General features: G+C 66.3%; 26 protein-coding genes. All 26 read right to left on the bottom strand.

Annotation, left to right across the window (positions count from 1 at the left end; genetic code table 11):
- The 26 genes from hypE to pstS all read right to left on the bottom strand — a co-directional run bounded on the left by hypE (position 1) and on the right by pstS (position 24,592).
- A complete protein-coding gene (gene hypE / locus QQL87_RS35565; RefSeq protein WP_284423759.1) occupies positions 1 to 1,041 on the bottom strand; it encodes a hydrogenase expression/formation protein HypE in 1,041 nt (346 codons plus the stop codon).
- Entirely contained in the window at positions 1,038 to 2,165 is a 1,128-nt protein-coding gene (gene hypD / locus QQL87_RS35560) for a hydrogenase formation protein HypD (RefSeq protein ID WP_284423758.1), read from the bottom strand. Before hypD ends, hypE begins: the two co-directional genes overlap by 4 nt.
- Positions 2,162 to 2,398, bottom strand: a complete 237-nt coding sequence (locus QQL87_RS35555; protein WP_284423757.1) for a HypC/HybG/HupF family hydrogenase formation chaperone — start codon at positions 2,396 to 2,398, stop codon at positions 2,162 to 2,164. Before QQL87_RS35555 ends, hypD begins: the two co-directional genes overlap by 4 nt.
- Positions 2,398 to 4,656 carry a carbamoyltransferase HypF gene (hypF, locus tag QQL87_RS35550; RefSeq protein WP_284423756.1) on the bottom strand — a complete coding sequence of 753 codons (2,259 nt, stop codon included), beginning with the start codon at positions 4,654 to 4,656 and terminating at the stop codon, positions 2,398 to 2,400. Before hypF ends, QQL87_RS35555 begins: the two co-directional genes overlap by 1 nt.
- Entirely contained in the window at positions 4,653 to 5,633 is a 981-nt protein-coding gene (hypB, locus tag QQL87_RS35545; RefSeq protein WP_284423755.1) for a hydrogenase nickel incorporation protein HypB, read from the bottom strand. Before hypB ends, hypF begins: the two co-directional genes overlap by 4 nt.
- Positions 5,633 to 5,974, bottom strand: coding sequence for a hydrogenase maturation nickel metallochaperone HypA (hypA, locus tag QQL87_RS35540; RefSeq protein WP_284423754.1), 342 nt, complete (start codon positions 5,972 to 5,974; stop codon positions 5,633 to 5,635). The genes hypB and hypA overlap by 1 nt, the downstream gene beginning before the upstream one ends.
- Complete coding sequence (locus QQL87_RS35535; RefSeq protein ID WP_284423753.1) at positions 5,967 to 7,070, bottom strand: nickel-dependent hydrogenase large subunit; 1,104 nt, start codon at positions 7,068 to 7,070, stop codon at positions 5,967 to 5,969. The genes hypA and QQL87_RS35535 overlap by 8 nt, the downstream gene beginning before the upstream one ends.
- The gene (hybE, locus tag QQL87_RS35530; protein ID WP_284423752.1) at positions 7,067 to 7,570 is read right to left on the bottom strand and encodes a [NiFe]-hydrogenase assembly chaperone HybE; all 504 of its coding nucleotides are present in this window, start codon (positions 7,568 to 7,570) and stop codon (positions 7,067 to 7,069) included. The genes QQL87_RS35535 and hybE overlap by 4 nt, the downstream gene beginning before the upstream one ends.
- Complete coding sequence (locus QQL87_RS35525; RefSeq protein WP_284423751.1) at positions 7,567 to 7,779, bottom strand: rubredoxin; 213 nt, start codon at positions 7,777 to 7,779, stop codon at positions 7,567 to 7,569. Before QQL87_RS35525 ends, hybE begins: the two co-directional genes overlap by 4 nt.
- Positions 7,776 to 8,639: a hydrogenase expression/formation protein gene (locus QQL87_RS35520; RefSeq protein ID WP_284423750.1), complete on the bottom strand. Its 864-nt coding sequence runs from the start codon at positions 8,637 to 8,639 to the stop codon at positions 7,776 to 7,778. Before QQL87_RS35520 ends, QQL87_RS35525 begins: the two co-directional genes overlap by 4 nt.
- Entirely contained in the window at positions 8,636 to 9,082 is a 447-nt protein-coding gene (locus tag QQL87_RS35515) for a thioredoxin domain-containing protein (RefSeq protein WP_284423749.1), read from the bottom strand. Before QQL87_RS35515 ends, QQL87_RS35520 begins: the two co-directional genes overlap by 4 nt.
- A 239-nt stretch (positions 9,083 to 9,321) precedes the next feature.
- Entirely contained in the window at positions 9,322 to 9,612 is a 291-nt protein-coding gene (locus QQL87_RS35510) for a HypC/HybG/HupF family hydrogenase formation chaperone (RefSeq protein WP_284423748.1), read from the bottom strand.
- 24 nt (positions 9,613 to 9,636) lie between these two features.
- Positions 9,637 to 10,224: a HyaD/HybD family hydrogenase maturation endopeptidase gene (locus tag QQL87_RS35505; RefSeq protein WP_284423747.1), complete on the bottom strand. Its 588-nt coding sequence runs from the start codon at positions 10,222 to 10,224 to the stop codon at positions 9,637 to 9,639.
- 14 nt (positions 10,225 to 10,238) lie between these two features.
- Positions 10,239 to 10,982: a Ni/Fe-hydrogenase, b-type cytochrome subunit gene (gene cybH, locus QQL87_RS35500; RefSeq protein WP_284423746.1), complete on the bottom strand. Its 744-nt coding sequence runs from the start codon at positions 10,980 to 10,982 to the stop codon at positions 10,239 to 10,241.
- A 14-nt stretch (positions 10,983 to 10,996) separates the two neighbouring features.
- Entirely contained in the window at positions 10,997 to 12,787 is a 1,791-nt protein-coding gene (locus QQL87_RS35495) for a nickel-dependent hydrogenase large subunit (protein ID WP_284423745.1), read from the bottom strand.
- A gap of 22 nt (positions 12,788 to 12,809) precedes the next feature.
- Complete coding sequence (locus tag QQL87_RS35490; RefSeq protein WP_284423744.1) at positions 12,810 to 13,901, bottom strand: hydrogenase small subunit; 1,092 nt, start codon at positions 13,899 to 13,901, stop codon at positions 12,810 to 12,812.
- A 235-nt stretch (positions 13,902 to 14,136) separates the two neighbouring features.
- Entirely contained in the window at positions 14,137 to 15,576 is a 1,440-nt protein-coding gene (locus QQL87_RS35485) for a nickel-dependent hydrogenase large subunit (RefSeq protein WP_284423743.1), read from the bottom strand.
- On the bottom strand, positions 15,573 to 16,589 hold the full coding sequence (locus QQL87_RS35480; protein ID WP_284423742.1) for an NADH-quinone oxidoreductase subunit B family protein: 1,017 nt from the start codon (positions 16,587 to 16,589) through the stop codon (positions 15,573 to 15,575). Before QQL87_RS35480 ends, QQL87_RS35485 begins: the two co-directional genes overlap by 4 nt.
- Before the next feature lie 15 nt (positions 16,590 to 16,604).
- Positions 16,605 to 17,714, bottom strand: coding sequence for a HoxN/HupN/NixA family nickel/cobalt transporter (locus QQL87_RS35475; RefSeq protein ID WP_284423741.1), 1,110 nt, complete (start codon positions 17,712 to 17,714; stop codon positions 16,605 to 16,607).
- 172 nt (positions 17,715 to 17,886) lie between these two features.
- The gene (locus tag QQL87_RS35470; protein WP_284423740.1) at positions 17,887 to 19,203 is read right to left on the bottom strand and encodes a trypsin-like serine protease; all 1,317 of its coding nucleotides are present in this window, start codon (positions 19,201 to 19,203) and stop codon (positions 17,887 to 17,889) included.
- A gap of 112 nt (positions 19,204 to 19,315) precedes the next feature.
- A complete protein-coding gene (gene phoB, locus QQL87_RS35465) occupies positions 19,316 to 20,026 on the bottom strand; it encodes a phosphate regulon transcriptional regulator PhoB (protein WP_284423739.1) in 711 nt (236 codons plus the stop codon).
- Positions 20,027 to 20,042: 16 nt separating this feature from the next.
- The gene (gene phoU, locus QQL87_RS35460; protein WP_284423738.1) at positions 20,043 to 20,759 is read right to left on the bottom strand and encodes a phosphate signaling complex protein PhoU; all 717 of its coding nucleotides are present in this window, start codon (positions 20,757 to 20,759) and stop codon (positions 20,043 to 20,045) included.
- Positions 20,760 to 20,788: 29 nt separating this feature from the next.
- Positions 20,789 to 21,610, bottom strand: coding sequence for a phosphate ABC transporter ATP-binding protein PstB (gene pstB / locus QQL87_RS35455; protein WP_284423737.1), 822 nt, complete (start codon positions 21,608 to 21,610; stop codon positions 20,789 to 20,791).
- Complete coding sequence (gene pstA / locus QQL87_RS35450) at positions 21,607 to 22,482, bottom strand: phosphate ABC transporter permease PstA (RefSeq protein ID WP_284423736.1); 876 nt, start codon at positions 22,480 to 22,482, stop codon at positions 21,607 to 21,609. The genes pstB and pstA overlap by 4 nt, the downstream gene beginning before the upstream one ends.
- 4 nt (positions 22,483 to 22,486) lie before the next feature.
- On the bottom strand, positions 22,487 to 23,485 hold the full coding sequence (pstC, locus tag QQL87_RS35445; protein ID WP_284423735.1) for a phosphate ABC transporter permease subunit PstC: 999 nt from the start codon (positions 23,483 to 23,485) through the stop codon (positions 22,487 to 22,489).
- A gap of 96 nt (positions 23,486 to 23,581) precedes the next feature.
- Positions 23,582 to 24,592 carry a phosphate ABC transporter substrate-binding protein PstS gene (pstS, locus tag QQL87_RS35440; RefSeq protein ID WP_284423734.1) on the bottom strand — a complete coding sequence of 337 codons (1,011 nt, stop codon included), beginning with the start codon at positions 24,590 to 24,592 and terminating at the stop codon, positions 23,582 to 23,584.
- Positions 24,593 to 25,331: the final 739 nt, after the last annotated feature.

The raw sequence follows: 25,331 nt of genomic DNA, 5'->3' as shown, positions 1-25,331 counted from the left end.
TCAGCAGATCCGCGGCAGCTGCTCGCCCGACAGCCAGTCGACGATGCGGCCGCCACCGAAGCTCGTGGCCATCTGGACGAAGCGGTGATCGTCGCCGACGGCCTCGCCGATCTCGGCGGCGTCGCGTCCGAGCGGATGCGCCTGCATGGCGGCGAGCACGGCGCCGACGACCTCCGGCGCGACGACCGCAACGAGCTTGCCCTCATTGGCGACGTGAAGCGGATCGAGCCCGAGCAGTTCGCAGGCTGCGGCCACGGCCGGCTTCACCGGGATGGCCTCCTCCTGCAGGCGGAAGCCGAGATTGGATTGCTGCGCGATCTCGTTCATCGTGGCCGCGAGCCCGCCGCGCGTCGGGTCGCGCATCAGCCTGATGCCATTGCCGCCGGCGGCCACCATGTCGGCGACCAGACCATGCAGCGAGGCGGAATCGGAGACGATCTCGGTGTCGAAGGTCAGGTTCTGCCGCTTCGACATGATGGCGACGCCGTGGTCGCCGAGACTGCCGGACAGCAGCACGCGATCGCCCGGCCTTGCCTTGTCGGCCGAGAGGTCAAGCCCGTCAGGCACGACGCCGACGCCGGCGGTCGAGATGAACACGCCATCCGCCTTGCCGCGCTCGACCACCTTGGTGTCGCCGGTGATGATCGCGATGCCGGCATCGCGCGCGGCCTGGCCCATCGCGTCGGCAATCCGCTTCAGATCCGCGAATGAAAATCCCTCCTCGATGATGAAGCTGGCCGACAGATAGAGCGGCTTGGCGCCTGCCATCGCAATGTCGTTGACGGTGCCGTGCACCGCGAGCGAGCCGATATTGCCGCCGGGGAAGAACAGCGGCGACACCACATAGCCGTCGGTTGTCATCACCATGCGGCCGGCCGCGACATCGAAAGCGGACTGGTCGTTGCCGCGCGCCAGCCATTCATTGCCGAAGGCCTCATGGAACAGGCCGGCGATCAGTTGCGCCATCGCGCGGCCGCCGGCACCGTGCGAGAGATCGACACAGCCGTTCTTGAGGTCGAGCCGGCGCTGGTGCATGCTCATGATGCAAGCCTCCGCTGATGGTCGCGGAAGCGGCCATAGGTCCAATGCGCCGCGCAGGCGCCCTCCGACGACACCATGCACGAGCCGACTGGCGTCTCCGGCGTGCACGCCGTGCCGAACAGTTTGCAGTCCACCGGCTTCTTCAGCCCGCGCAGAATCGCCGGACATTCGCAGGCCGGATTGTCGGCGACGACGCGCTCGGACATGGCGAAGCGCAGCTCGGCATCGAGATGCGCAAAGGCCGGCCGCAGCTTCAATGCGCTCGACGGAATGCTGCCGAGGCCGCGCCACTCGAACTCCTCGCGGAGCTCGAAGATCTCGGCCATCTCTCGGATGGCGCGCCCATTGCCGCGGCCGGTGACCGCGCGGCGATACTGGTTCTCCACCTCGTGCCGGCCGTCATTGACCTGCTCGATCAGCATCAGGATCGCCTGCATCATGTCGAGCGGCTCGAAGCCCGCGATCACGACCGGCTTGCCGTCGTCGCGCGCGAATGGCGCGTAGGGCTCGGTGCCGATCACGGTCGAGACATGGGCCGGTCCGACGAAGCCGTCGATCTCGATCGGCGTGTCGCTGTCGAGGATCGCGCGCATCGCCGGCGGCGTCAGCACGTGGTTGCAGAACACGCTGAAATTCGTCAACCGCTTCTTTTCGGCGGCCCGGATCATCACCGCGGTCGGCGGCGTCGTGGTCTCGAAGCCGATGGCGAAGAACACGATCTCGCGGCCCGGATTCTGTTCGGCCAGCGCGATCGCATCCAAGGTCGAATACACCATGCGGATGTCGGCGCCGCGCGCCTTCGCCTTCAGCAGCGAGGAGCCGCGCGAGCCGGGCACCCGCATGAGATCGCCATAGACGCAGAGGATGACTTCGGGCCGCGTGGCCAGCGCGATCGCCATGTCGATGCGGCCGGCCGGCAGCACGCAGACTGGACAGCCGGGGCCGTGGATCATGCGGACGTTGTCCGGCAGCATGTCCTCCAGGCCGTAGCGCGCGATCGCATGGGTGTGACCGCCGCAGAACTCCATGAAACGATAGGCGCGCGCCGGGTCGGCCTTGGCACGGATCGCGCGCGCCAGCCCCATGGCCAGCTCCTTGTCGCGAAACTCGTCGGCATATTTCATGGCGCAACCTCCGCCGCCGCTGCGCCCATCTGCCGGAGCAGATCGAGCGTCTCGCGTGCCTCTTCCGGATCAATTTTTGTGAGCGCGTGGCCGACATGGAGAATGACGTAGTCGCCGACGGCGATCTCCTCGATCAGCGCGACCGAGACCTCCTTGCTGACGCCGTCGATCGACACGATCGCCATGTCGTCAGGCAACAGCTTGATCACCTCAGCAGGTATGGCCAGGCACATCAGACGATCCCTCCGGGCATAGCTTGTTGTTCGCCGAGTTGCAGGCCTGCGACCCAGGCCTGGCCCAGGCTCAGACCGCCGTCATTGGGCGGCAATCGCCGCGGCAGCAGCGGCTTGAGCCCGGCCGCAACGCAGCCGCGGACGATCTCGTCCGAGAGATGAGCATTGAGGAAGCAGCCGCCAGCCAGCACGACGCTGCCGACGCCGGTCGCGCGCGACGCTGCCGCGATCCAGTCGACGCAGGCGGCAGACAGCGTGCCGTGAAAGAGCTCGGCGGCATCGACGGCATGCAGATCACGTTCGATCAGATAGGTCAGCAGCGGCCGCAGCGACAGCACGCCATCCTCGATGATCCAGCCGTGCGCCAGCGTCGACGGCGCACGCACCAGCGCCTCGAGCTTCATGGCGGCCTCGCCCTCGTAGCTCTGGATCGTACTGACACCGAGCAATCCGGCCACCGCATCGAACAGCCGGCCAGCGCTGGTCGTGACCGGCACATCAGCGCGCTCCAGCAGCATCGGCAGATGCCGCGCCTGAGGCTGAGCGGCAAAGCGCGATGCAATGTCGCCGCCACGCCCGGCCTCGTGCAGCACGGACGCCGCCATGCGCCAGGGCTCGCGCGCGGCGCGGTCGCCGCCCGGCATCTTCAATGGCGCGAGGTGTCCGAGACGTTGAAAGCTGGCTCCGTGGCACAGCAAGAGCTCACCGCCCCAGGGGCCGCCATCGCTGCCATAGCCGTAGCCATCGAGCACCAGCGCAAGCGCGGGCTCGCGCAATCCATGCTCGGCGATGACCGACGCGGCATGGGCATGATGGTGCTGGACGGCGAAGGTCGGCAGGCCGTACGCATGCGCGAACCGCGTCGACGCCATGTCTGGATGCAGGTCATGCGCGATCACCACCGGCTCAACGTCGAGGATGGAAGTGAGATGGCGGATGGTCTCCTCGAAGAAGCGGATCGCGGCGGCCGTGTCGAGATCACCGAGATGCTGCGACACGAACGCCTCGTCGCCGCGCGTCACCGTGACCGTCGCCTTCAGCTGCGCGCCGACCGCGAGCACCGGCGGCATGACGCGCGGCAGCCGGATCGGTTCTGGCACGAAGCCACGGGCACGCCGGATGAAACGGGGAACGCCGGATGTCACCGCGAGCACGGAATCATCGGCGCGGATGACGATATCCCGGTCGTGGGTGACGATCAGATCTGCAATATCTGCCAGCCCAGTCAGCGCCTCGTCATTGTCGGTCAGCAGCGGCTCGCCGCTCGGATTGGCGCTGGTGCAGACCAGCGCCCACGCGGTCTCGCAGTCCTGCGCGCGGAGCGCGTCGAAGATCAGATGATGCAGCGGCGCGACCGGCAGCATGACGCCGATCCTGGTGAGACCCGGCGCGACCGACGGCGCGACGACGTGGCGCGATCTCACCAGCACGATCGGCCGCGCGACCTGCTCCAGCACGACGCGCTCGGCTGCATCGATCTCGGCAATCCCGGATGCAACCGCAGCCGAGGCCACCATCACCGCAAACGGCTTGCCATCGCGCTGCTTGCGCATACGCAGCCGCTGAACCGTCTCCTCGCGGCGAGCATCGCACAGCAACTGATAGCCGCCGAGCCCCTTGATGGCGACGATCCTGCCGTCAGCAACTGCGGCCGCAATGTCGCCCACCGCGTGGCTCAGCCGCGGCCCGCAGTCGGGACAGGAGATCGCCTCGGCATGGAAGCGGCGCCCGGCGGGATCCTCGTAGTCGGCGCGGCAGGCCGTGCACATTGGAAAGCGCTTCATCGCGGTCGCCGCACGGTCGTAAGGGAGGCATTCGGCGATGGTGAAGCGTGGGCCACAATGGGTGCAGTTGACGAAGGGATAGAGGTGGAAGCGGCTGCCGGGATCGAACAGCTCGGCGAGGCAAGCCGGACAGGTGGCGGCGTCCGGAACGATGCGGGTGGTCACCCGCCCACTGATGCTCGCGTTGATCCGGAAATCCGCACTTGCCTCGGCCGCGATCGTCTCGACGGCGATGTCATCGATGCGCGCCAAGGGCGGCGCCTGCCGCGGCAGCGCCTCGACGAACGAAACGACGTTCTCACCCTCGACCTCGATGACGACGCCGTCAGCGTCATTGGCGACGAAGCCGCCGAGGCGATGGCGCGTGGCCAGGCCATGAACATAGGGACGAAAGCCCACGCCCTGCACGGCACCGCGAATGCGGAGCCTGAGGCGCGTGCGATCCGTCGCCAATGTCGGGCCCGGCATGCTCATCCCTGTACCGCGCCCAGCACGCCGGCACGCATCTTGTCCGCCTGCTTCCGGATCCAGGCATAGAACGCGGAGAAGCCTTCGCCGGTCTTGGCAGAGATTGTCAGCACCTCGATCTTCGGATTGACGCGGCGGGCATATTCGATGGTCTGCGCGAGATCGAAGTCGAGCACCGGCGCCAGATCGATCTTGTTGATCAGCATCAGCGCAGACGCTGCAAACATGTCGGGATATTTGAGCGGCTTGTCCTCGCCCTCGGTGGTGGAGAACACCACGATCTTGCAGGCCTCGCCAAGATCGAAGGCAGCCGGACAGACGAGGTTGCCGACATTCTCGATGAACAGCAGGCCGCCGCGCAGCGGCGCCAGCCGGCCATAGGCTTCGCCGACCATGGCCGCATCGAGATGACATCCCTTGCCGGTGTTGATCTGGATGGCTGGCACGCCGGTGGCGCGGATGCGCTCGGCATCGTTGGAGGTCTGCTGATCACCCTCGATCACCGCGACCGGACGGCTCTGCTTGAGGTCCGAGACGGCACGAACCAGCAGCGATGTCTTGCCGGCGCCTGGACTCGAGACGAAGTTGAATGCCAGCACGTCGTGTGCAGCGAAGCGCGCGCGGTTCTCCGCCGCCAGACGGTTGTTCTTGCCGAGGATGTCGCGCTCGATCTGGATGATACGCCCGCTCGACAGGCCGGCAACCTCCTGGCCGGCCGGGTTGGCCGAGCAGTCGATGTGATCGGCAGAGCCATGCGCGTGGTGGTGGTCATGCCCATGATCATCATGGTCGTGATGATGGTGACCATGACCATGATCGTGGTCGTGGTCGTGATCATGGTGGTGATGACCGTGGTGGTGCCCGACATGATCATGACTGTGATCATGTCCGTGAGCATGATGATGGTGATCGCCGTGATCGTGATGGTGATCACCGGTTTCGATCGAGGATTTGCCGTCACCGCAGCCGCACACCGTACACATCACTCGACCTCCAGCTCCTTGACCCGCATGTCCTCGCCGCCCGTCACCTGCAGCTGATGGCTGCCGCATTCGGGGCAGGCCTCATAGCGCTGGCTGATCTCGACGCTGCGCGAGCAGCCGAGGCACCAGGCCGTGCCCTTCTGTTCGATGATCTCCAGCGCCGCGCCGCGCGCGATCGTATGGGCCGTGACGGCCTCGAAACAGAACCGCAGCGCCTCCGGCGCGACATGGCTCAGCGCGCCGATCTCCAGCCACACGGTCTTCACCTTCGCGAAGGCGCCCTTGCGCGCCTCCTGCTCGACGATCTCGACGATGCCCTCGCACAGCGCCATCTCATGCATCGGCCATCTCCCGCACCGCCAGGCGATAGCCGACGCACGGATCGAACGCGCCGACCATCGTGCGGATGGCGTCGTGATCCCGGGGGCAGCGCAGCGCGGCGCCGGTCAGGCTGCGCACGACCGGCCCGCGGGGATGGAAATTCCATTCCGTCGGTGCCAGGTACTCGAACCGCGCGATCACGCCTTGCGCATCCAGCTCGACGACATGATGCAGCCGGCCACGCGCGCATTCGACCGCCGCCCCGCCCCGGCCGGCGCCGAGCGCATAGCTGGCAACGACATCACGATCGGCCGCTGCATCCTCGGCCTCGCCGGCCTCGATCCAGCGCAGCAGCGCGGCGATCTCCGCAACCTTGGCCGACAGCCGTTCGACCGGCCCAGCGTCGAGAGAGCTGCCGCGCACCGGCTGCCGGGCCCAGACGCCGGTCTCCGGGACGCGACCATCAAGCTCCGGGCTCTCCGCAAAGACGGTGCCCGCATCCATCAGCCGGGAGACGACCGCGCGATCGTCGGCGGCCGACAGCACGCCATGCGGTGATGGCATGTGCCTCCATCCTCCATCCTCGGCGGCCTCCTGGACCGTCCCCATCACCAATGCGAGTGGAGTTCCCGGCGAGGCAAACTCCATCGCGAAGTTTATGCCGAGAGCCCCCAGGCCCATTTTGATCTGTGACAAGGTTTCGGCGCGCGGCCTCGACGCAGGCCGACCAGAATAGCCCTGCAGGGATGCAACGGCCTGGAGGAGCTCCGGCGCCAGGCGCAGCGCGCCGGGATCCCCCGCCAGCGGCCCGAGCAGCAGGCCGCGCAGCAGCTCGGCGAAACGCTCGGTGATGACGGCGTTGATGCGCCGATGGCGCGTCAGTGGGGTGGCCTGCTCGCCGCGCGCAGCCTCCAGAGCCGACAGCAGCGCAACCTGGTGCGCAGTGGCGCACAGCGAGAACAGCCGCGGCAGCGCCGCCAGCAGCGTCTCGGCCGGCTTGCCGGCAAACAACCGTCCGAGCGGCGGCCGCGTGCGCGGCAGGATATCGACGCCGGTGATCACCTGGTCGGCGACCGCGAGCGTGATATCGATATGATTGCGGAAGGCGAGCGTCATGGACGGCTCTCCGCGAGGGTGCCGCGCAGGAAGGCGCGGCGATCGATCGCGCGCTCGGTCTTGCGCGCTGGCGGCGCCGCGTCATCGGGCGCTGTCATCAGCGTGGCCATTGCGGCCTCGGCAGCGGTGCGGGCCGCCGCCATGTCCTCGAACTCGAACATCGGCGAGAACAGCGAGCAGCTCGCGATCCCTCGGATCCCGGCGATGTCGCCGATCGTGAATGCGAATGCGCCTGCCGGGAGGGCGATCGTCACGGACGATCCGGCAATGCCCTGCTCGACCGGAGTGACGACGTTCATGAACCAGGGCGTGATGACGATGCCGATCGTGCGCCCCTGAAAGCAGGTGAAGCCGACGGCTTCGACGGTGAGCGCATCGTGATAGATCGGCAGCTCACGCATGGTGCGGGCGCCGATCTCGCGATAGGCGCAGGCGAGACGCTCGCCCCACGCGGCGGGCGCATCCTCAGCAGTCCCCTGCCCGGCCGCGGCGGCGGTCATGACTCGACCGCCATGAACTTGGCCTTCGGCGCATCGCAGTTCGGGCAATGCCAGTCGTCCGGCAGGGCCGAAAACGGCGTGCCCGGCGCAATCTGCGCGACGCCGTCACCCTCGGCCGGGTCGTAGCGCGTCCAGCAGATGCCGCACTCCAGCAGCACATCGTCGGCGAGGTCGCTGCGGACACCGAAATTCTCGAAGCCGGCGGTCATGTGAAATAGGCCTCGATGATCTGGCTCAGGCGCTCGGCGGAATCCTCGAAATCCTCGGGCGCGGCAAGCGCGACGACGGGGACGCCGCCGACCTCGAGCGTGTCGAGGATGATCGTGTCCATGGCGTTGAAGAACTGTACCGACCAGACATGGCGCACGCCGGTCGCGAGCACGCGGCAGGTGCCGTAGCCGCGCGACACGAGCTGAATGGGGCCGTTGCCGAGCGTCTGCTGCAGGAAGCTCATGTCCGCCGGGCTCATCGGCAGCAGTGTGAAGTTGATGGTCTGCGAACGCTGGCCGGGCTTCCAGGACAGCGCACGCTCGCGGATCTCGGCCAGCACCGGCAGCGCATTCATCGTCCCTTCGGGCGCAGGCCCGATGATGATGTCACCGGCAGTGAGATCAGCTGCGGCGCGCGTGACGATCTCCGGAACGGCCCCGATCTCGATGTAGTCGTGGCTCTCATCCGCCTCCAGCCGCACCCGCCACAAGCCCGCCAGCACGGACTCCTGGATCTGCGCCAGCCTCCCGTCGGGCAGCGCCACGACACCGGCCACCTCGCCCTCGCCGAGCACGTCGTCGATCAGCCGGCGTTCGAGATCGTTGAGGCCTTCGAGCCGGAACAATTGCGTCGGCGCATCGGCGGTCTGGCCGGCCATCGCAGCAGATATCGTCGACAGCAGGTCGACCGCGCGTGGGCAGCTGCGCGCAAGCGCCTCGGAGTCCAGGGTGGCGAGCTTGGCCAGGGCGCCCGATGCGGTCAGACCCTTGTACTGGCTGTCGAGCGCCTCCTCGCCGATCGGAAACACGCTGACCGGCTGCTCGGCGCCTTCGGGCGCAATCCAGAATCCCGGCTTCATCGATCTGCTCCTGAGGGCTGGTGGGCGGGGACGATACTGGCGACGACCGTCGCAGCCGCGCCGATCGGGCGATCGATCAGACGCGAGATGCGGTCGACATAGACGGACCAGTCCTGGATCTTGGCGATCACGCCGAGCACATCGGTGCCGCGGCACAGGATCAGCGACGGCTGCACGCGCACGCCGAAGCGCGCGCCGAGCACGGCCTCGGCGTCGCGCGCGATCACCGCGCCGCGCAGACGGTTCTGGAACGCCGCGATCAGCTCGGGCAACACGATGGCGACGTCGAGCGCCTCCGGAAATCGCGCGGGATCGCCGGCCGACAGCAGCACCGCGACCGCACCGGCGCGGTCCACGTCAGCCAGAAACGCATCGATGGTGCCGGCATCGACCTCCGGCAACCCGCGTCGCCCGCGCGCGGGATCACGCTGCAGCATCTCCATGGATGTTCCTTCCTGACCGGTTATCAATTGTCGGGTGCTGAATGGACAGCAATCAACGTGCCAGACGACGTCACCCCAGCGAACGCGCTAAACATCAGAAAAATCGGAGATATTTATTCGCGTTAAGAGCTGCGCAAGGAATTTGCAAAGTTGCTTTGCAGACGAAGGCCGACAACTTTCTTTTCTGATGGATACTTTGTTGTCGGCTACCCGACAGGCGTCTGGCGAGCCGGAGGGCGCTATCGCAGATGCTCAGGCAGCTCCGGCTCACGTCCGACCAGGTCGGCGAAGAAGTCGTCGCAGTTCTCGCCATTGATCGCGGCCTGCAGGCCGCGGAGCGCCTCGCCGATCAGCCGCGCTTCCTCGTCGTCGAGCAGGCGCACCGCGTTGTCGAGATAGACCAGCACCTTCGCGCCAACAGGCGGATTCGACAGCAGCAGCACCGAGACGCGCCGCATCTCGCCGTCACAGCTGCACAGCGCCGAGACGCCATCGGTCTCCACGATCGTCATCGGCAGGCCGAGGCACATGATGAACTCCCTTGCTGAACCCTGCTACTCGGCCGGGTCCGCCCGCATCTCGTAGCTGTGATGATCGATGTCGTTGGCGAGCAGGCGCGCGTCGCCTGCAAGTGGCTCCGGTCGCGGCACGGCCGATACGCCCCACGCGGCGAGCACAGCACAAGCCAGTTCGATCGCCGGCGCAATCTGCTTGCGCACCGGCTCGGTGAGCGGCCCGCCCCAATCTTCGAGGTCCGCCGGCTGGCAGCCGATCAGCGCCAGACAGCGCGGATAGCGGCCGAGCAGATCGGCCGCGCTCAGGACCTCCTGGAAGCCGGTCTGGTGCAGGCTCATCTTCTTGGCACCGGTGAAGCGCGGCACCTCATCGTCGCGGACGAGCTTGAGCTCGCCCGGCGCTAGTCCGTAGTCGATGGCGTCGAACACGATCAGGCCGTCGGCGTCCTCGACATAGTTGACGAGGTAGAGCCCCTGCGTGCCGCCATCGAGAATCGTGACATTGTCGGGCACGGCGTAGCGGCGGTGGAATTCCTCCACCACCCGCACCCCGAAGCCCTCGTCGGCCCACAGGATGTTGCCGATCCCGAGCACCAGGATGCGGTTCAGTTTCGCCTCGTCACCCATCGCGATGATCCCCATCACTCGCGGAACTGCCGCTCGCCCGAGACCATCGAGGAGATGATGCTCTGGCGCGACATGATGTCCTCGCGGATCGCGGCATAGACGTGCACCGTTACGAACATCACCAGCGCCCACATGCCGAGGTGATGATACGTGTGCACATCCTGGCTGTTCGGCCAGATCGAAAACACCCAGCCGAACAGGCGGTACTGCCAGCTGTCGATGCCCTCGCCTTCCGAATAGAGCGCAAATCCCGTGACGATCATGAAGGCGACGAACAGCGTGAAGCCGGTGAACATCGCCGTCTGCGCCAGCGGATTGTGGCCGACATACATCTTCGGCTCGCGCTCCAGGAAGGCGTACCAGCGGATCTCATGCAGCACTTCCTTCCAGAACTGCTTGCGATGCACCGGGATGTAGAAGATCTGCCGGGAGTGATGGTTGCCGACGAAGGCCCAGAAGATGCGGGCGAGGAAGAACACCGCCAGCACCTGCCCGGCCGCGAAATGCGTGAACCGGATGTAGCCCATCACGAAGCTCGCCGATGCCTCGCCTTCGACTGATGGCAGCGGCGTTCCGATCAGGTAGCCGGTGATCATCAGCACGACGATCGCGAGCGCGTTCACCCAATGGCAGATGCGCACGGGCGCTTCGTACACATAAACCGTGGGACGGCCGACCGCGTGCTCGCCGGCCGCGTCGGCTGCGATCGCAGCGAGGTTCGGCTCGGCCTCGGCTGGACGTGCAACTGCATCCATCATGGTGCTTCTCCGCCCTACCTGACCTTGACCGTCGCCATTTCCTGGCCGTCCGGGCTCATGACATGCGTCGAGCAGGCCAGGCACGGATCGAACGAATGGATCGTGCGCAAGATCTCCAGCGGCTTCTCCGGATCCGCCATCGGCGTATCCATCAGCGAGGCCTCGAACGCGCCGATATTGCCCTTGGGGTCACGTGGCGAGCCGTTCCAGGTGGTCGGCACCACGCACTGGTAGTTATCGATCTTGGTGTCCTTGATCTTGATCCAGTGCGCCAGCGCGCCGCGCGGCGCCTCGGTGAAGCCGTAGCCCTTGGCCTCCTTCGGCCAGCTCTCCGGCTTCCACTTCTCGGTGTTCGCGGTCGAGGAATCGCCGGCCTTGATGCGCGCCACCAGCTTGTCCTGGAAATAGCGCATCTGGTTGGCCGCCCATTCGCATTCCAGCGCCCGCGCCGCGGTGCGGCCGAGCGTCGAGAACAGCGCGGTGACCGGCAGGTTCAGCGCCTTCAGCAGCTTGTCGGTCGGCTCCTTGAACTCTGGCTTGTTCTGCGCGTAGCCGATGATGTAGCGCGCCAGCGGGCCGACCTCGACCGCGTTGCCGCGCCAGCGCGGCGCCTTGATCCAGGAATATTTGCCGCCCTCGTCGAGCTCCTTGATGTCGGTCTTGGTGCCCTTGGCGTTGGGGCCGAGCTGATAGTTCGGCTCGGTGACGCCGTCCCACGGATGCAGCCCCTTGGTCTCGTCAGGATATTTGTACCAGGAGTGGGTGACGAACTCCTGGATCTGGTCGGGGTCGCCGTGGTCGATCGGCAGGATCTCGTTGAGATTGCCGTTGAGGATCACGCCACGCGGCAACTTGAGATTCTTGGCCGAATAGTCGTTCGCGTTCTCCGGAATGTCGCCATAGGACATCACGCTCTTGCCGGAGAGGCCGCCGCCATAGAGCCAATCCTTGTAGAACGAGCCGATCGCCGCGACGTCCGGCAGATAGACCTTCTGCACGAACTCGATCGAGCGATCGATGATCGACGAGACCAGGTTCAGCCGCTCCATGTTGATGGCGCCGACCGCACCGGTGCCGTCGACATTGATCGCACAGGGCACGCCGCCGACCAGCCAGTTCGGATGCGGGTTCTTGCCGCCATAGATGGTGTGGATCTTGACGATCTCCTTCTGGAAGTCGAGCGCCTCCAGATAGTGCGCGACGGCCATCAGGTTGGCTTCAGGCGGCAGCTTGTAGGCGGCGTGGCCCCAATAGGCGTTCTTGAACGGACCGAGCTGGCCAGACTCGACGAACTTGGTCAGCCGGATCTGCAGGTCCTTGAAATAGCCCGGCGACGACATCGGCCAGTCTGAGATCGATTGCGCCAGCGCCGAGGTCGCCTTCGGATCGGCCTTGAGCGCCGAGACGACGTCGACCCAGTCGAGCGCATGCAAGTGATAGAAGTGCACGAGATGATCGTGCACCTGCAGGCAGAGCTGCATGATGTTGCGGATCGAATTGGCATTGTCGGGTATCATGATCCCCAGCGCATTCTCGACCGCGCGGACCGAGGTCAAGGCGTGGGTACCGGTGCAGACGCCGCAGATCCGTTCGGTGAAGGCCCAGGCGTCGCGCGGATCGCGGTTGCGCAGGATGGTCTCGATGCCGCGCCACATCGTGCCGGTCGAGACCGCGTTGCGGATCACGTTGTTGGAATCGACATTCACCTCGACGCGCAGATGGCCTTCGATGCGCGTCAGCGGATCGACCACGACGCGCTTGCCGGAATTGTCGAGATTGAAGCCGTTGGGAGTCTGGATGCCCATCGTTGCCTGCCCTGAATTTCGATTAATGATCTTGCTTGGTGTCGTCGCGCTTGCCGGCGAGCCGTTTCACGGCCGTGACCGCCGCATGCGCCGCGACCGCCGCGCCCACGGTACCGGCGGCGACCATGCCGACCTCGTCGGCATTGCGCTCGATGCCGAACTGCTTGATGGTGGTGAGCCGGTCGTAGAACGAGCCCTTGTCCCAGAAGCCGTCCTCGGAGCAGCCGATGCAGCCATGGCCGGACTGGATCGGGAACGACACCCCGCCATTCCAGCGCACCGTCGAGCAGGCGTTGTAGGTGGTCGGCCCCTTGCAGCCCATCTTGTAGAGGCAGTGGCCCTTGCGCGCGGCCTCGTCGTCCCACTCCTCGACGAACTGGCCAGCATCGAAATGCGGCCGGCGATAGCACTTGTCGTGGATGCGCTGCGAGTAGAACATCTTCGGCCGGCCCTGGCGGTCGAGCTCGGGCAGCTTGCCGAACGTGGTGATGAAGGTGACGACGCCGGTCATCACCTCGGCGATCGGCGGGCAGCCCGGCACCTTGATGATCGGCTTGTTGGTGATGACCTTGTCGATCGGCGTTGCCTGCGTCGGATTGGGCTTCGCCGCCTGCACACAGCCCCATGAGGCACAGGCGCCCCAGGCGATGATCGCCATCGCGTCTTCGGCCATGAGCTTGAGCTTCTCGACGAACGGCTTGCCGCCGTCGATGCAGAACATGCCGCCTTCGTTGAGCGGCGGATTGCCCTCGACCGCGAGAATGTATTGTCCCTTGTACTTCGCGCGGGTCTCTTCGAGAATCTCCTCGGCCTGATGGCCGGCCGCGGCCATGATCGTGTCGTCATAGTCGAGCGAGATCATCGACAGCACCGCATCCTTCACCAGCGGATGCGCCGAGCGGATGAAGCTCTCCGAGCAGCAGGTGCATTCCAGTCCGTGCATCCAGATGACCGGCGTACGCGGCTTGGTCTCCAGCGCATTGGCGATGCGGCTCGCCGCCAGCGGACCGAGGCCGAGGCTCGTTGCCGTGAGGCTGCAGAATTTGTGGAAGCTGCGCCGCGTGATGCCCTGGCGCCTGATCACGCTGTAAAACGTTTCGGTTGCCGCGCCCATGAGTCCTCCCCCTGCTATCGCGTTGGCGATCATCTGATCGCTATCTGGCGAGAGGGGACAGCAAGATGCGGGCCAGCATCCGTCTCAGTTTTGAATCATAATGATTCCAGATGCTTGAAGCGGAGGTGGCAGCATAACAAGTACCTGAGCCCGGGATCGCGCGGCGAAATCGGAAATCACGCGCTTTGCACCCGACAAGTTCGTTACCGCCCGCCGCTTTTCGGTTGCGACGCGCTCAATGTGCGGTGCAGACCATGCAGGGATCGAACGATCGGACGACGTGCTGGATGCCGACGGCGCGCGCGCCGGCATCGCCGACCTCGGTGCCGACCAGCGCCTGCTCGAGCGGGCCTGCAACACCCTCGGCGTCGCGCGGCGAAAAATTCCAGCTGGTCGGCGCGATGATCTGGTAGCGCTCGATCCGTCCGGACCGCACCGCGAGCCAATGACCGAGGCTGCCGCGCGCGGCTTCGACGAGGCCGACGAAGTGACCGTCGGCGATGTCGGCACTGCTCGCGCAGAACGGCTCGCTGAGGCGCAGCGCCTTGATCCAGCCTTCGATCGACAATGCGAGCTGCGCCGTCTCGATCAGCCGGGCGATGACGCGGGTGCGAACATTGCTGCCGCCGCTCGTAACCAAATTCGAGATCAACGGCTGACCATCGATGGCCTGTCGTGCGAGTGCGCCGACCTCGACCGGCTGGCCGGCCAGCCGCGGCGCCTTGCACCAGCTGTAGGCGTCGGCCTTGTCGGCATCGGGCACCGTGCGGCTCTCGGCCGGGTCGAGCGAGGTCTCGCGCATCCAGGCGTGCGACACGTCCTCGGTGATACCAGCAACCGGCAGCGCCTCGATCGCTCCACTGCGCGACCGAATGCCGGCGCGGAAGCGGGCGCCATCAGCGTCATGATAGGCGCCGAAGCTCATCAACAGGCCGGGGCCCCTGCCGAGATCGGCGAGAGACAACGCGTCGGCCAGCCGCAGGAAATGCGCGAAGTCGCCATCGCGTCCCTCGCGCCAACGATCGAGCTCATCTGGTGTCGACAGCGCAAGCACGTTCTCCAGCCTGTCGGCAAACACCACGCGTTCGAGGAAGCCGCGGAACGACGCTGCGATCGCAGTCAGCCGGATGCGCTCGCCGAGCTCGATGGCGCGCGTCGTCCCGCCCGGCTGGAACGCGAGGCTGTGCGGCCATTTGCCGGCGATGACGCCCATCGTCTCCAGCAGACGCGCCCGCGCCGGCAGAGCGTCGCGCGCAGCCGATCCCTTGGTCGCGGTGAAACGCTCGGCCACGGCGGAATGCCAGCCGTGCGCGGCGTAGGACGCGCGGGCGAAGTCGGGCATGAAGAAGATGTAGAAGTGCGTGAGGTGATCCGCGGCATTCTCGGCCGCATGGGCAATATTGGTGGCGAGCACGCCGTTGGGCGCCGGCATCACGCCCATGGCCTGACGCAGCGCGCTGGCTGCGGCGATGGACTGCGACACCGAGCAGATGCCACAGATGCGCGGCGCGATCACCAGCGCGTCGAGCGGGGGCCGTCCCTCCAGGATCTGCTCGAAGCCGCGATAGAGCGGCGCGGTCACCTCGGCGCGCGCGACGCGGCCTCGTTCGATGTCCAGCCGAACCTCGAGATCGCCTTCGACACGATTGAAAGGTCCGACCGTGATCCGCGTCATGGGCTGCGCTTGTCGCCGGAGCGGCTCGGCGGCACCACGACGTGATCGGCTGTGGCATTGACGCGTACGCGCCGCGGCGTGGCCGATTTCGACAGCGCGGCGAGCGCCACGAACCAGGCCTTGGGCATGTCGGTCGGCAGCCCGACGGGAATGCCGGCAAGCTTGGCCGTCTGCAGATAGTTCTGCGCGCTCTCGAAGCCCGGCGAAGTGCAGGCAATGCAGGCATAGCCGCCCTTGGTGCAAGAGCCGCCGCCGTTCCACGAACGCTGATTGCAATCGCCGACCGCCTGCGTGGCGCGGCAGCCGAGATGCTCCATCAGGCAGCCGCGCTCCGACATGACTTCCGCGCTCGCCTTGAACTCGTAGAACTCGTTGCGCGAGCAGCCGTGATGAGCGAGGTGATTGGCGATGAAGGTCGGACGTCCCACGGCGTCGAGGCCGTCGCCGCTCAGATCGCCGGTCGTGAGCGCCAGCAGGCTCTCCATGACCCAGCCGGGATGCGGTGCGCAGCCGGCGACGTTGATCACCGGCAATCCCCGCTTCGAGCGGAAGCCCGAACCGAGCGCGCCTCCCACGTCGCTGCCCTCGAACTGCAGCCCGACCGCATCGGTCGGATTGACGCCGGCTGCGGGAATGCCGCCATAGGCGGCGCAGCTGCCGACGGCGACGACGTAGTCCGCCAGCGGCGCGAGATCAAGCAGCCAGTGATAGATCGAGCGGTTGGTGCCCGCGAGCATGTTGAAGCGGCCGCTCAGGCTTGGCCCGCGCGCGACCGAGCCTTCGAGCACCAGCAGATCGAGCCGCTCGCGGCCATCGCGGATCGCCTCGAGCAGGTCCGCGACTTCGTCGCCGGTCTGCTCGCTGACCGATGGATGCCAGATCAGATCGATGCCGGATTGGCGCAGTTCGTCGAACCAGCCGGAGGCGCCGCTTTCCAGGATCGACATGGTGCAGCCGCCGCAGCTTGCGCCCTGCAGCCACAGCATCCTGGTCATCGCCTCCGAGCCGGCCATCGTGCGGTCCCGCTCCTATCCCGCGCCATGCGCCGGGCCCCGTTGCGCCACCGGGTTTAGCGCCCCAGCGCGAATGCTGGCAAGCGCCTCGCCTGGTGCGTCCTCGGCGCCGCGACGGCGGCGGCCGATCAGCATGGCCCCGGCCCAGATCAGTCCGAACAGTCCGACCACGACGATCCCGAGGTTGCCGACCTCATCGCCCAGGCCAATCGAGCCGAAGCCGAGCCGCGGCGCCAGCAGCGAGACGGCTTCGATGCCGCCGATCACGACCGCAATCGCGACCGACGCGCCGGTGATCACCAGATTGTAGCGCCGCTTGCGCGCGGGATCGGTGAGCGCCCAGCGATAGGCGCCGACCATCAGCATGCTGTCCGCCGTATCGACCGTGGCCATCGCCGCCGCGAACAGCGCCGGGAACACCAGCACATGGGCGAGGCTCGCGCCGCGGGCCGCCTCGGTCGCAGACAGGCTGAGCAGCCCGATCTCGCTTGCGGTGTCGAAGCCGAGGCCGAACAAGAACCCGAGCGGATACATGTGCCAGGCGCGTGACACGATGCGCAGCACGGGGCGGAGAAGGCGAATGAGGATGCCGCGTCCGGCGTTTCCGGCACCTTCCTTGTCAATTTGCGAATCCGCCGGGCGACGCCAGAGGTTCACGAACAGGATCAGGTTGGCGAGGGCGATCAGCAGCAGGAACCCTGCCGAGACCGAGGTGCCGATGGCTCCGCCGATCGCCCGGATCGCGCTGTCTTCGCTGAGCAGGTCCGCACCGGCGACGAGGCTCACCAGGATGGTGGCGATGACGACGACGCTGGAATGGCCCAGCGCGAAGTAGAGTCCGGCTGCGCGCGGCGCGTCGCCGTCCTGCACCAGCTTGCGCACCACATTGTCGATCGCCGCGATGTGGTCGGCATCGACCGCGTGGCGCAGGCCGAGCAGCCACGCCAGCATGGCCGTGCCGACGATGGCGGGCCGGTCGGCGTAGAGCGCGAAGGCCCACGCCCAGGCGAGCGCATTGGCGAGAACGAGGCCGGCCAGCAGCGCCGTGGTCCGGCCGCCGGCCGCGGTGAGCCAGGCTGGAACCGAGCGGCTGGGGCGAGGATGATCAATTGGGAAAATTGTCATACTCACCAAGAGAGCAAGACCCGCGCCATTCGGCAAGAGGGCTGTCCGCCGGCAAAAGCCGCCGCGAATCCAGCGAGCCGGCCACCGCACCTCCCGGACCAGCCTTGTTCCTTGGCAACCCGCTATCCGGTCACGCACAAACAATAACCAGCCGTGCCCTCCTCTGCTCCCCTCACCGCGCCGAGGCGCTCTGCGCCGCGATCTCGCGCCGCACCGTCGCCTCGAACTGGCTCGCGGGCGCGGCGAACATCAGCCGGGTCTCCTCGTGGAACGCGGAGAAGATGCCGACCACGGCGGGCTGGCCGCCGACCTCGGCCATGATCGGAGAGCCCGAATAGCCGAAATTGGCCAGGCAATGCACCGTCAGCAGCCGGGCATCCTTGGTCATGCCGGCGCTGCAATTGCGCTGGCCGGTCGGGGAATAGCGGCGCTCCTGGCCGTAGCCGATCTCGGAGATGGTGCCGGCCGCCGTCGCCGCCGCGAGCTCCTCGCGGGTCAGCGCCTTGACCGCGACCGGCTTCGACGGCAGCGGATCCTTCAGGATGATCAGCGCCCAATCGGCCGGCGAGCGGTCGAGCGACCATTTGTCGTGCTGGGTCGGGACGAAGTCCGGGGCCACGATCAGCTTGTCGGCGACCGACGAGGCCGCCGGCGTACCCCGGTTCATGCCGGCGAGGAAGCGGACGTTGCCGGGGCTGACCTGCGCGACGCCATTGAACACGCAATGTGCGGCGGTCAGCACCACGCGGGGCGCGATCAGCGTGCCCGTGCACCACCCGCCGGTCGAATACTGCGCGACGGTGACGACACCGATCGACGACGCCGGCCAGGAGGTCGGGTCCACGACCTCGCCGATGTGCCGGTCGAGCCCGAGCAGCTGCTCGGCGCGCGGACTGGCGATGCCGCCGTCGGCCGCTTCGAATTTCGGCTTCCAGCTGGTGATGATGGTCTCGGCCTGCAGCCGCTGCGGCTCGGTCAGCTTGGCGCGCTGCACGTCGCGGCCGGCCGAGCGCACGCCGTTGCGGCCGGCCATCACCAGCCAGGCATAACCCTGCACAGGATCCTGCGTCACGCCGCGGCCGCCGAGCATCATCAGGCCCAGCATGTATTGCGACTGGGCGAAGCCCTGCGCGGCAGCGCGGCTGAACCAGCGGACGGCTTCGCGCGGGTCGCAGGCGACGCCCTCGCCATTGACATAGGCGATGCCGAGATAGTGCTGGGCGACGGCAAGGCCCTGATCCGCCGCCTTGCGGTACCAGGCCAGCGCCCCGGCCGGGTTGCGCGGCTGGCCCCAGCCGAACGCCTGCATGAAGCCGACATCGAACTGCGCCCGCGCATCGCCCTTGGCCGCCAGCGGCTGCAATCGGCGCAGCGCCTCCGCGTGCTGTCCGCTGCCCGCGGCAGCGACGGCGTCCTCGAGCTCGGCGGCCGAGGCGCCGGCCACGCTGCCGAGCAGCACGGCCAGACATATGACGAGGGACTTGATCAAGGGCGTCCGCTGGACCGGAATCATCGTGAGGGATGGTTCAGCACACAGGGTCAAGACGGCGGCGGCGTGGCGAAAAGCGGACCAGGATCTCCTTATTCAGGCTTGCCGCGCTTCACGACGCCTGCTCGCTCTTGGCGAAGCGGTCGTCGAGCGCGTAGCCGGCGCCGCGCACGGTGCGGATCGGGTCCTGCTCGCGGCCGGGATTGAGCAGCTTGCGCAGGCGGCCGATATGCACGTCGACGGTGCGCTCATCGATATAGATGTCGCGGCCCCAGACGCTGTCGAGCAGCTGCTCGCGGCTGAACACGCGGCCAGGATGCTCGAGGAAGAATTCGAGCAGGCGGTATTCGGTCGGGCCGAGATCGATCGGCCGGCCGGAGCGCGCCACGCGGCGCTTCTCGCGGTCGAGCTCGATGTCGCCATAGGACAGCACGGTGGCGAGCCGCTCAGGGCTCGCTCGCCGCAGCAGGCCCTTCACGCGCGCCAGCAGCTCGGGCACCGAGAACGGCTTGACGATGTAGTCGTCGGCGCCGGTGGCGAGCCCGCGCACGCGCTCGCTCTCCTCGCCGCGCGCCGTCAGCATGATGATCGGCAGCTGCCTGGTCTCGGACCGCGCCCGCAGCCGCCGGCACAGCTCGATGCCCGAAAGGCCCGGCAGCATCCAGTCGAGCACGACGAGATCGGGAATGCGCTCCTTGAGGCGCGTGTCCGCCTCGTCGCCGCGCGCCACGGTCTCGACCTCGTAGCCTTCGGCCTCGAGGTTGTAGCGCAGCAGCGTCGTCAGCGCCTCCTCGTCCTCAACCACCAGAATTCGCGCGCCCATGTCTGAACCGTCTCTCTCAGTTGCCAGGGATCGTGGTCGCGAAGCTGGTCATGTCGCCCTTCGGGCGCTTGTCCATGATCTGCTGGCCCTCGATCATATAGAACACGGTTTCAGCGATATTGGTCGCATGATCGCCGATCCGTTCGATGTTCTTGGCGCAGAACATCAGGTGAATGCAGAACGAGATGTTGCGCGGATCCTCCATCATGTAGGTCAGGAGCTCGCGGAACAGCGAGGTGCAGATGGCGTCGACCTCCTCGTCGCCCTTCCACACCGTCATCGCCGCCGGCAAATCATGCGCGGCATAGGCGTCCAGCACCGTCTTGACCTGCGACTGCACCAGATCGGTCATGTGCTCGAGGCCGCGGATCAGCTTCAAGGGGTGAAAATCGCTTTCCAGCGCCGCGACGCGCTTGCCGATGTTCTTGGCGAGGTCGCCGATGCGCTCCAGATCGGTCGCCACGCGCATCGCGCCGACGATCTCGCGCAGGTCCACCGCCATCGGCTGGCGGCGGGCAATCGTGAGCACCGCACGCTCCTCGATGATGCGCTGCAGCTTGTCGACCTCGACATCGGTGGCGACCACCTTCTGGCCGAGCGCCACGTCGCGCCGCACCAGCGCATCGACGGAATCGACGATCAGCCGCTCGGCGAGGCCGCCCATCTCCGACACCAGCCGTGTCAGGTCCTGCAGATCGCTGTCGAACGCCTTGGCGGTATGTTCACTGGCCATGATGATCTCCTGAGGGCAATGCGTCGGCGTCAGCCGAACCGGCCGGTGATGTAGTCCTGGGTCCGCCGATCGCTCGGCGAGGTGAAGATCTTGCTGGTCTCGTCGAACTCGATCAGCTCGCCGAGATACATGAAGGCGGTCTTGTCGGAGACGCGCGCCGCCTGCTGCATGTTATGCGTGACGATCGCGATCGTGTAGTTCTCGGCGAGCTCCTGGATCAGTTCCTCGACCTTGGCGGTCGAGATCGGATCGAGCGCCGAGCACGGCTCGTCGAACAGGATGACCTCGGGCCTGACCGCCACGGTGCGCGCGATGCACAGCCGCTGCTGCTGGCCGCCCGAGAGCGACAGGCCGGAGGCGTTGAGCTTGTCCTTGACCTCGTTCCACAGCGCGCCGCCGCGCAGCGCCTTCTCGACCCGGTCGTCCATCTCGGACTTCGAGATCTTCTCGTAGAGGCGGATGCCGAAGGCGATGTTTTCGTAGATCGTCATCGGAAACGGCGTCGGCTTCTGGAACACCATGCCGACGCGGGCGCGCAGCAGGTTCAGATCGAGCTTGGGATCGAGAATGTTGGTGTTGTCGAGCATCAGCTGGCCGGTCGCGCGCTGGCCCGGATACAGGTCGTACATCCGGTTGAAGATGCGCAGCAAGGTGGACTTGCCGCAGCCGGACGGGCCGATGAACGCGGTGACGCGATTGGTGCCGAGCGACAGGTTGATGTTCTTCAGCGCGTGATGGTCGCCGTAGTAGAAGTTGAGGTTGCGCGCGGTGACCTTGGCCGGAGCCTCGGGGAGCACCTGGCCATGCAAAGCGTGATTGGGCTGACTGACGGAGACGGACAGTTCGGTCATTTCGTGTTCCTCTCGGCGCCGAGAATGCGTGCTCCGACGTTCAAGGCGAGCACGGCCAGAGTGATGATGAGGGCTCCGCTCCAGGCCAGTTGCTTCCAATAAGCATACGGGCTCTGGACGAAGTTGTTGATGGTCACAGGTAGGTTCGCCATCGTCTTGGAGAGGTTCATGCTCCAGAATTGGTTCGACAACGCGGTGAACAGCAGCGGAGCAGTCTCGCCGGCGACGCGGGCGGTCGCGAGCAGAACGCCGGTGATAAGGCCGGAGCGCGCCGCGCGATAGGCGATGCGGCGGATCACCAGCGAGCGCGGCAGGCCGAGTGCGGAGGCCGCCTCACGCAGCGGATTGGGCACCAGCAGCAGCATGTCCTCGGTGGTTCTGAGCACCACGGGGATCACGATGACGGCCAGCGCCAGCGCGCCGGCGATCGCCGAGAAGCCGCCCATCGGCACCACCACGGCACCGTAGATGAACAGGCCGATGATGATCGACGGCGCCGACAGCAGAATGTCGTTGATGAAGCGGATCACCGAGGTCAGGCGGTCGTTGCGGCCATATTCAGCGAGATAGGTGCCGGCAAACAGACCAAGCGGCGCACCGATGCCGACGCCGATGATGGTCATCATGACCGAGCCGACGATGGCGTTGCGCAGACCGCCTTCGCTCGACCCCGGCGGCGGCGTATCGGCGGTGAAGACCTGCAGGCTGAGGCCGGCCAGACCGTTATAGAACAGCGTGAACAGGATCAGCGCCAGCCAGGTGACGCCGAACGCGGCGGCGGCGACGCAGAGGCCACGGACCACGATATCCGTGCGGCGGCGACGCGTGTAGATCGGATTGACGGGATTGGGCTGAGCTTCGATGGCAGTCATTACCTTATTTCCCTGCCTTGGTCTCGAGCCGCATCAGCATCAAGCGGGCCGCTGCGAGCACGAAGAAGGTCAAGACGAACAGCAGGAGACCGAGCAGGATCAGGCTCGACTGGTGCAGCCCGTCGCTCTCCTGGAATTCGGAGGCGATCGCCGCCGAGATCGTGGTCCCCGGCGCGAAGATCGAGGACGAGATCCGGAACGAGTTGCCGATGATGAAGGTCACCGCCATGGTCTCGCCGAGCGCGCGTCCCAGCGCCAGCATGATGCCGCCGATGACGCCGACCCGCGTGTACGGGATCACGACGCTGCGCACGACCTCCCAGGTGGTGCAGCCGACGCCGTAGGCCGCTTCTTTCAGAACCGGCGGCACCGTCTTGAACACGTCGACCGAGATCGCGGTGATGAAAGGCAGCACCATGATCGCCAGGATCAGCGAGGCATTGAACAGGCTGAGATAAGATGGCGGACCGGCGAAGATGTCCTGCAGCACCGGGATGTTGGCGCACAGGCTGATCATGAACGGCTGGAACGTGGTGGCCAGGAACGGGCCCAGCACGAAGAAGCCCCACATGCCGTAAATGATGGAGGGAATGCCGGCGAGCAGTTCGATCGCGATGCCGATCGGACGGCGCAGCCATTGCGGGCAGAGCTCGGTCAGGAAGATCGCAATGCCGAGACCGACCGGAATGGCGATCAGCATCGCGATGAACGAGGTCACCAGCGTGCCGTAGATCGGACCGAGCGCGCCGAGCACCGGAGGATCGGCCGAGGGCGCCCAGCGCTTGGTCAGCAGAAACTGGAAGCCATATTCCTTCATCGCCGGCCAGGCGCCGATGACCAGCGAGATGATGATGCCACCGAGGATCAGCAGCACCGAGATCGCCGACAGACGGGTAATCCAGTAGAAGGTCACGTCGCCGAGCTTGAACGCGCTCAGCGCGCGGGCGCGGTCGTAAGGCCCTGCAGAGGCAGCGATGTCGCTGACCTCGGATTGAACGGCCATGTCCGCCAACTCAGCCCCCTGTTTCTTTGACACGATGAAAGCCCGTCCGGATCCCTCTCCCCGAGACGGGGAGAGGGCCACTTTCGATGAGCGGGATCAGCTCTTGATATCGGCCGACCAGGTCTTCTCGATCAGCTTCACGACGCTGTCGGGCATCGGGATGTAGTCGAGCTCCTCGGCCAGCTTGTCGCCCTTCTCGAACGACCATTTGAAGAACTTGATGGCTTCGGCGGAAGCCGCCTTGTCGGTCGGTTCCTTGTGCATCAGGATGAAGGTCGCCGCCGTGATCGGCCAGGACTTGTCGCCGGGCTGGTTGGCCAGGATGACATAGTAGCCGGGAGCCTTGGCCCAGTCGGCATTCGCCGCAGCCGCCTGGAAGGCTTCGACGGTCGGCTGCACGGTCTTGCCGGCCTTGTTGACCAGACCGGTGTAGGTCAGCTTGTTCTGCTTGGCATAGGCGTATTCGACATAGCCGATCGAATTCTTGGTCTGGCCGATGTTGCCCGACACGCCCTCATTGCCCTTGGCGCCGACGCCGACCGGCCACTCGACCGCGGTGTTGGCTCCGACCTTGGTCTTCCACTCGTCGCTGACGCCCGAGAGGTAGGTGGTGAAGTTGAAGGTGGTGCCCGAACCGTCGGAGCGGCGGACCACGGCGATCGCGTCGGACGGCAGCTTCACGCTCGGGTTCAGCTTCTTGATCGCGGCGTCATCCCACTTGGTGATCTTGCCGAGATAGATGTTGGCGAGGGTCTCGCCGTCGAACACCAGCTCACCCGGCTTGATGCCGTCGAGGTTGACGACCGGCACGATGCCGCCCATCACCTGCGGCCACTGCACCAGGCCGTCCTTCTCGAGCTGCTCGGCCTTGAGCGGCGCGTCGGTGGCGCCGAAGGTCACGGTCTTGGCCTGGATCTGCTTGATGCCGCCGCCGGAGCCGATCGACTGGTAGTTCAGACCGTTGCCGGTCTCCTTCTTGTAGGCGTCGGCCCATTTGGAATAGATCGGGAACGGGAACGTCGCGCCCGCGCCGGTGATGTCGGCCGCGAATGCCGACGTCGATGCGGCGACCAAGCCGGCAGCGACGAGTGCTTTGACGAAGTTCATGCTGGTCTCCATGCTTGGGAAGCGAAGCGCCATGTGCGCCCGATTGCGCTTCCCCGGCCGCTTTAAGGGGCCTCGATGCTGCTTTTATAAAGGTTCGATGACAGTCGGATGACAGTCACAAGCCCTTGAGAATGATTGATATTTCGACTTCGCCCCGAATTTATACGGGTCGCTGGTCCGGGTTCCACGGGCCCCGCCGCCGGTGCCCCGAACGAGCAACGCTCAACCCTCGCTCCGGGGTCCAACGGCCCGCTGCCGCTCTTCTGCCCTCGCCGTCCGCCCCACATTCGGTGTCGTCCCGGGCAAGTCCGCAAACGCGAAGCGTTGGCGGAAGCTGACCCGGGACCCATACGCCGTGGCGGTCGTGGCTGGGCGGGATCGGGCGGCCATGGTGCCTCATACGTTTCCCTGGGGTTATGGATCCCGGATCTGCGCGCGCTTTGCGCGCTTGTCCGGGACGACAGCGAGGATGGGGCGGACGCCGCTGGCAGCATGACAGTCCTCAATAGTGGACACTTCACCTTGCGCGCTTCGTCGGCGCACGCCGCCGCCCCATATTCGGTGTCGTCCCGGGCAAGTCCGGCAACGCGAAAGCGTTGGCGGACGCTGACCCGGGATCCATACGCCGCGGCGGAATTGGCTGGGCGGGATCGGTCGGCCATCGTGCCCAAAACATCTCCCTGGGGTTATGGGTCCCGGATCGGCGCGCGCTTTGCGCGCTTGTCCGGGACGACAGCGG

This window comes from Bradyrhizobium sp. SSBR45G, from assembly GCF_030159255.1.
Classification (GTDB): Bacteria; Pseudomonadota; Alphaproteobacteria; order Rhizobiales; family Xanthobacteraceae; genus Bradyrhizobium.
The sequence above is the reverse complement of the archived record's forward strand: the minus strand, read 5'-3'. Positions and strand labels throughout refer to the sequence as shown.

Bases quoted from the DNA above. Each gene is read 5' to 3' on its own strand.
- hypE (WP_284423759.1), bottom strand. From the start codon at position 1,041: ATGAGCATGCACCAGCGCCGGCTCGACCTCAAGAACGGCTGTGTCGAT.
- hypD (WP_284423758.1), bottom strand. From the start codon at position 2,165: ATGAAATATGCCGACGAGTTTCGCGACAAGGAGCTGGCCATGGGGCTG.
- QQL87_RS35555 (WP_284423757.1), bottom strand. From the start codon at position 2,398: ATGTGCCTGGCCATACCTGCTGAGGTGATCAAGCTGTTGCCTGACGAC.
- hypF (WP_284423756.1), bottom strand. From the start codon at position 4,656: ATGAGCATGCCGGGCCCGACATTGGCGACGGATCGCACGCGCCTCAGG.
- hypB (WP_284423755.1), bottom strand. From the start codon at position 5,633: ATGTGTACGGTGTGCGGCTGCGGTGACGGCAAATCCTCGATCGAAACC.
- hypA (WP_284423754.1), bottom strand. From the start codon at position 5,974: ATGCATGAGATGGCGCTGTGCGAGGGCATCGTCGAGATCGTCGAGCAG.
- QQL87_RS35535 (WP_284423753.1), bottom strand. From the start codon at position 7,070: ATGACGCTCGCCTTCCGCAATCATATCGATATCACGCTCGCGGTCGCC.
- hybE (WP_284423752.1), bottom strand. From the start codon at position 7,570: ATGACCGCCGCCGCGGCCGGGCAGGGGACTGCTGAGGATGCGCCCGCC.
- QQL87_RS35525 (WP_284423751.1), bottom strand. From the start codon at position 7,779: ATGACCGCCGGCTTCGAGAATTTCGGTGTCCGCAGCGACCTCGCCGAC.
- QQL87_RS35520 (WP_284423750.1), bottom strand. From the start codon at position 8,639: ATGAAGCCGGGATTCTGGATTGCGCCCGAAGGCGCCGAGCAGCCGGTC.
- QQL87_RS35515 (WP_284423749.1), bottom strand. From the start codon at position 9,082: ATGGAGATGCTGCAGCGTGATCCCGCGCGCGGGCGACGCGGGTTGCCG.
- QQL87_RS35510 (WP_284423748.1), bottom strand. From the start codon at position 9,612: ATGTGCCTCGGCCTGCCGATGACGATCGTGGAGACCGATGGCGTCTCG.
- QQL87_RS35505 (WP_284423747.1), bottom strand. From the start codon at position 10,224: ATGGGTGACGAGGCGAAACTGAACCGCATCCTGGTGCTCGGGATCGGC.
- cybH (WP_284423746.1), bottom strand. From the start codon at position 10,982: ATGATGGATGCAGTTGCACGTCCAGCCGAGGCCGAGCCGAACCTCGCT.
- QQL87_RS35495 (WP_284423745.1), bottom strand. From the start codon at position 12,787: ATGGGCATCCAGACTCCCAACGGCTTCAATCTCGACAATTCCGGCAAG.
- QQL87_RS35490 (WP_284423744.1), bottom strand. From the start codon at position 13,901: ATGGGCGCGGCAACCGAAACGTTTTACAGCGTGATCAGGCGCCAGGGC.
- QQL87_RS35485 (WP_284423743.1), bottom strand. From the start codon at position 15,576: ATGACGCGGATCACGGTCGGACCTTTCAATCGTGTCGAAGGCGATCTC.
- QQL87_RS35480 (WP_284423742.1), bottom strand. From the start codon at position 16,589: ATGGCCGGCTCGGAGGCGATGACCAGGATGCTGTGGCTGCAGGGCGCA.
- QQL87_RS35475 (WP_284423741.1), bottom strand. From the start codon at position 17,714: ATGACAATTTTCCCAATTGATCATCCTCGCCCCAGCCGCTCGGTTCCA.
- phoB (WP_284423739.1), bottom strand. From the start codon at position 20,026: ATGGGCGCGCGAATTCTGGTGGTTGAGGACGAGGAGGCGCTGACGACG.
- phoU (WP_284423738.1), bottom strand. From the start codon at position 20,759: ATGGCCAGTGAACATACCGCCAAGGCGTTCGACAGCGATCTGCAGGAC.
- pstB (WP_284423737.1), bottom strand. From the start codon at position 21,610: ATGACCGAACTGTCCGTCTCCGTCAGTCAGCCCAATCACGCTTTGCAT.
- pstA (WP_284423736.1), bottom strand. From the start codon at position 22,482: ATGACTGCCATCGAAGCTCAGCCCAATCCCGTCAATCCGATCTACACG.
- pstC (WP_284423735.1), bottom strand. From the start codon at position 23,485: ATGGCCGTTCAATCCGAGGTCAGCGACATCGCTGCCTCTGCAGGGCCT.
- pstS (WP_284423734.1), bottom strand. From the start codon at position 24,592: ATGAACTTCGTCAAAGCACTCGTCGCTGCCGGCTTGGTCGCCGCATCG.